The following is a 3,219-nucleotide window of genomic DNA, read 5'->3' on the forward strand; positions in this document are numbered from 1 at the left end:
CGCCCCCGCCCCCGGCGGCCCCCTACGGGTCGAGGTCCGCCGTCGACTGCTCGTCGAAGATCCGGGCGGCCTTGGCGGTCACCGGGCCGGGTGCGGCGGGCAGCTCCCGGCCGTCGACGGCCCGGACGGCCTGGACGTCGCGGAGGGAGGAGGTCAGGAAGACCTCTTCGGCGCGCTCCAGAACGTCGTAGGGCAGGTCCGTCTCCTTGGCCCCCGTCCACTCCAGGACGAGGGCCCGGGTGATGCCGGCGAGGCAGCCGGAGGCGAGGGGCGGGGTGTGCAGCTCGCCGTCGAGGACGACGAAGACGTTGGAGGCGGTGCCCTCGCACAGCGCCCCGGCGGTGTTGGCGAGCAGCGCCTCCCCGGCGCCGTGCTCCTTGGCGCGGGCGAGGGCGACGACGTTCTCGCCGTAGGAGGTGGACTTGATGCCGGCGAGGGCCCCGCGTTCGTTGCGGGTCCAGGGCACGGTCACGACGGCGGTGGTGTCGGGGCGCCGGGGCGTCTCGGCGACGGCGACGACGAGGGTGGGGCGGGCGGCGCCGCGCTCGGAGCCGAGGGGGGCGAGGCCGCCGGTGTAGGTGATGCGCAGCCGCCCGAGCGGCACGGGGTCGGCGGCGAGGACGGCCGCGCAGGCGTGCCGGATCTCGTCGAGGTCGGGCTCGGGCAGGCCCAGGGCGCGGGCGGAGGCGGTCAGCCGCGCGAGGTGGCGGGTGAGGGCGAAGGGGCGGCCGTGGGCGGCCTTGAGCGTCTCGAAGACGCCGTCGCCGACGGTCAGACCGTGGTCGAGGACCGACACGCGCGCGCTGTCGGCGTCCTGCAGCGAACCGTTGAGCCAGATCGTCACCGTGTCGTCCCTCCGAGCGGCTGATGGGTGCCGGTGCCCGACGCTATCGCGAGGAGCCGGGAAGCCTTGAGCTCCGTCTCGGCCCACTCTCGCTCGGGGTCGGAGCCCCAGGTGATGCCGGCGCCGGTACCGAAGCGGAGGACGGGGGCGGGGGATGCGGTGCGGTCGATCCAGAAGGTGCGGATGCCGACGGCGAGCTGGCCGGTGCCGCGGTCGGCGTCGACCCAGCCGACGCCGCCGCAGTAGGGGCCGCGGGGGGCCGTCTCCAGGGCGCGGATGATCTGCAGGGCGCTCTCCTTGGGGGCGCCGGTGACCGAGCCGGGCGGGAAGGTGGCCGAGAACAGCTCGGCCCACCCGGCGCCGTCGGCGATCCTGCCGCGCACGGTGGAGACGAGGTGGACCAGCCCGGGGTGGGGCTCGACGGCGCACAGGGCGGGGACGGTCACGGAGCCGGTGGCGCAGACGCGGCCGAGGTCGTTGCGAACGAGGTCCACGATCATCACGTTCTCGGCGTGGTCCTTCTCCAGGAGGTCGGCGGCGGTGCGGCCGGTGCCCTTGATCGGGCCGGACTCGACGGTCCGGCCGGTGCGGCGCAGATAGAGCTCCGGAGAGGCGGTGGCGACCTCGACGCCGTGGGCGGGGAGGCGGACGCAGCCCGCGTAGGGGGCGGGGTTGTCGCGCGCGAGGAGGGCGGTGAGGGCGTCGACGTCCGCCGCGCCGGGGTCGGGCAGGGGCGCGCTGAGGACGCGGCAGAGGTTGGCCTGGTAGACCTCGCCGGCCGCGATGTGCTCGCGGATGCGGCGGACGCCCGCGGTGTAGGCGGCGCGGTCCAGGGAGCTGGTCCAGTCCCCCGGGGCCGGGCCGCGCCACCGGGCGCCGGCCGCCGGGCGGGGCGGGGCGGGCCGCACGTCGCCGAAGCGCGCGCAGGTCAGCCGCCCCTCGAAGTCCGCGACGACCGCCCACCAGCCGGTGGACTCCAGGGCGGCCGGGTCGCGGGTGACGTCGCGCAGATCGGTGGCGAGGAGGCCGCCGAAGCGGGCCATCGGAGGGAGGCTCGGGGGGAAGCTGTGCACGTCATCGAGTCTATGGCGGGGCCGTCCGGAGCGGCCGGGGCGAACAATCAGGGCAGCACGCTGCGGAAACGGAATTTGAGCTGGCGCTGGAATCCGCTAGAGTTCAACACGTCGCCGGGACGCGGAAGCGAAACGGGCCAGACACTGCGGACGTAGCTCAGTTGGTAGAGCACCACCTTGCCAAGGTGGATGTCGCGAGTTCGAGTCTCGTCGTCCGCTCGAGTTGGGGGATCTTCCCGAACCCCCGCACTCCTGGTGGAGTGGCCGAGAGGCGAGGCAACGGCCTGCAAAGCCGTCTACACGGGTTCAAATCCCGTCTCCACCTCCAAGGACGATTAGCTCAGCGGGAGAGCGCTTCCCTGACACGGAAGAGGTCACTGGTTCAATCCCAGTATCGTCCACCAGGGTCTTCACCGACCTTCCCGCGCGATTAGCTCAGCGGGAGAGCGCTTCCCTGACACGGAAGAGGTCACTGGTTCAATCCCAGTATCGCGCACGCCGATCGGCCGGAGGCCGGGGCTCACGGGCTCCGGCCTCCGGCCGTTTGTGCAGGTGGAATGGTTGTGCAGGGGGAATGACCTGAAGACATACGAGGGGCCGGGCGCCTCCCCAGGTGCCCGGCCCTTCGTGCCGTCCGCCGTACCCCCGTCCCCACGGGGTTGATCCGCCGGCTTGTCCCCGGCCCGGGCCGCTCTCCCGGACCCTGAGCGCTCAGCGCCCCAGCATTCCGGCGACGGACGACGCTTGTGTGACGACGGCGTCCCAGCCGCCGAAGAGGACGGCGAGGAACACCGCCGCGGGCAGCACCATGGCCACGGCGACCGCCGGGTGGCGGGTGCCGGAGGGCCGGGGTGCGAAGAGGCCCGTGACCAGGCCGGCCGCCCGGTGGCCGCGCGACCGGATGACCGTACGTCCCGCCGTGTCCGCCATGGTTGCGCTCCTGTGTCCGGTCCCGTCCCCTGTCCGTGAAGTCTCACGAGCGGCGGGCGTCTGACCTCGGGGGACGAGTGCTGCCACCCGCCGCTCGACCTCAACATTAGGGGCGCGGCCCCGGCCAGGCGTCATGCCCTCGTATCGATTGGCGGGCCTCCGGGAGGATGAGCGGGCACCGGGCGGCTACTCCCCTGGTTGGACACGGGCGTCCCCGACCCTGGGGACTTCCCGGAGGGGCCGCCCGCAGGAGAGGTCCGGGGCGACCCGGAGAAGGAGCCCGGGGCCACCCGGGAATCGCCCCACTCCGGGTGACTTCGGTCACTTCCGGCCCTCCCCCACCCTTAACGATCTTCACCGTCCCGCCGACCC

3 protein-coding genes and 4 tRNA genes are annotated in these 3,219 nt (G+C 73.6%); 4 read left to right on the plus strand and 3 right to left on the minus strand.

Going from position 1 to position 3,219, the window contains the following annotated elements; genetic code table 11:
- Positions 1–22 precede the first annotated feature (22 nt).
- The gene (locus ACSNOG_RS32240; protein WP_436756253.1) at positions 23–844 is read right to left on the minus strand and encodes an aminotransferase class IV; all 822 of its coding nucleotides are present in this window, start codon (positions 842–844) and stop codon (positions 23–25) included.
- The gene (locus tag ACSNOG_RS32245; protein ID WP_436756255.1) at positions 841–1,887 is read right to left on the minus strand and encodes a chorismate-binding protein; all 1,047 of its coding nucleotides are present in this window, start codon (positions 1,885–1,887) and stop codon (positions 841–843) included. Before ACSNOG_RS32245 ends, ACSNOG_RS32240 begins: the two co-directional genes overlap by 4 nt.
- 176 nt (positions 1,888–2,063) lie before the next feature.
- Between ACSNOG_RS32245 and ACSNOG_RS32250 the strand changes: the two genes are divergently transcribed.
- The 4 genes from ACSNOG_RS32250 to ACSNOG_RS32265 all read left to right on the plus strand — a co-directional run bounded on the left by ACSNOG_RS32250 (position 2,064) and on the right by ACSNOG_RS32265 (position 2,413).
- A tRNA-Gly gene (locus ACSNOG_RS32250) sits at positions 2,064–2,136 on the plus strand.
- A gap of 35 nt (positions 2,137–2,171) precedes the next feature.
- Positions 2,172–2,245: transfer RNA gene (locus ACSNOG_RS32255), tRNA-Cys, on the plus strand.
- Position 2,246: 1 nt separating this feature from the next.
- Positions 2,247–2,321: transfer RNA gene (locus tag ACSNOG_RS32260), tRNA-Val, on the plus strand.
- 20 nt (positions 2,322–2,341) lie between these two features.
- Positions 2,342–2,413 (plus strand) — tRNA-Val (locus tag ACSNOG_RS32265).
- A 215-nt stretch (positions 2,414–2,628) separates the two neighbouring features.
- Here ACSNOG_RS32265 and ACSNOG_RS32270 read toward each other — a convergent pair.
- Positions 2,629–2,847 (minus strand): hypothetical protein, encoded by a 219-nt coding sequence (locus tag ACSNOG_RS32270; RefSeq protein WP_436756254.1) that lies wholly within the window; start codon positions 2,845–2,847, stop codon positions 2,629–2,631.
- Positions 2,848–3,219 lie beyond the last annotated feature (372 nt).

This window comes from Streptomyces sp. URMC 124, assembly GCF_051386455.1.
In the GTDB taxonomy this organism is placed as follows: Bacteria; Actinomycetota; Actinomycetes; order Streptomycetales; family Streptomycetaceae; genus Streptomyces.

What these genes read in the sequence shown, in the direction of transcription:
- ACSNOG_RS32245 (WP_436756255.1), bottom strand. Translation starts at nt 1,887, where the DNA reads ATGGCCCGCTTCGGCGGCCTCCTCGCCACCGATCTGCGCGACGTCACC.
- ACSNOG_RS32270 (WP_436756254.1), bottom strand. Translation starts at nt 2,847, where the DNA reads ATGGCGGACACGGCGGGACGTACGGTCATCCGGTCGCGCGGCCACCGG.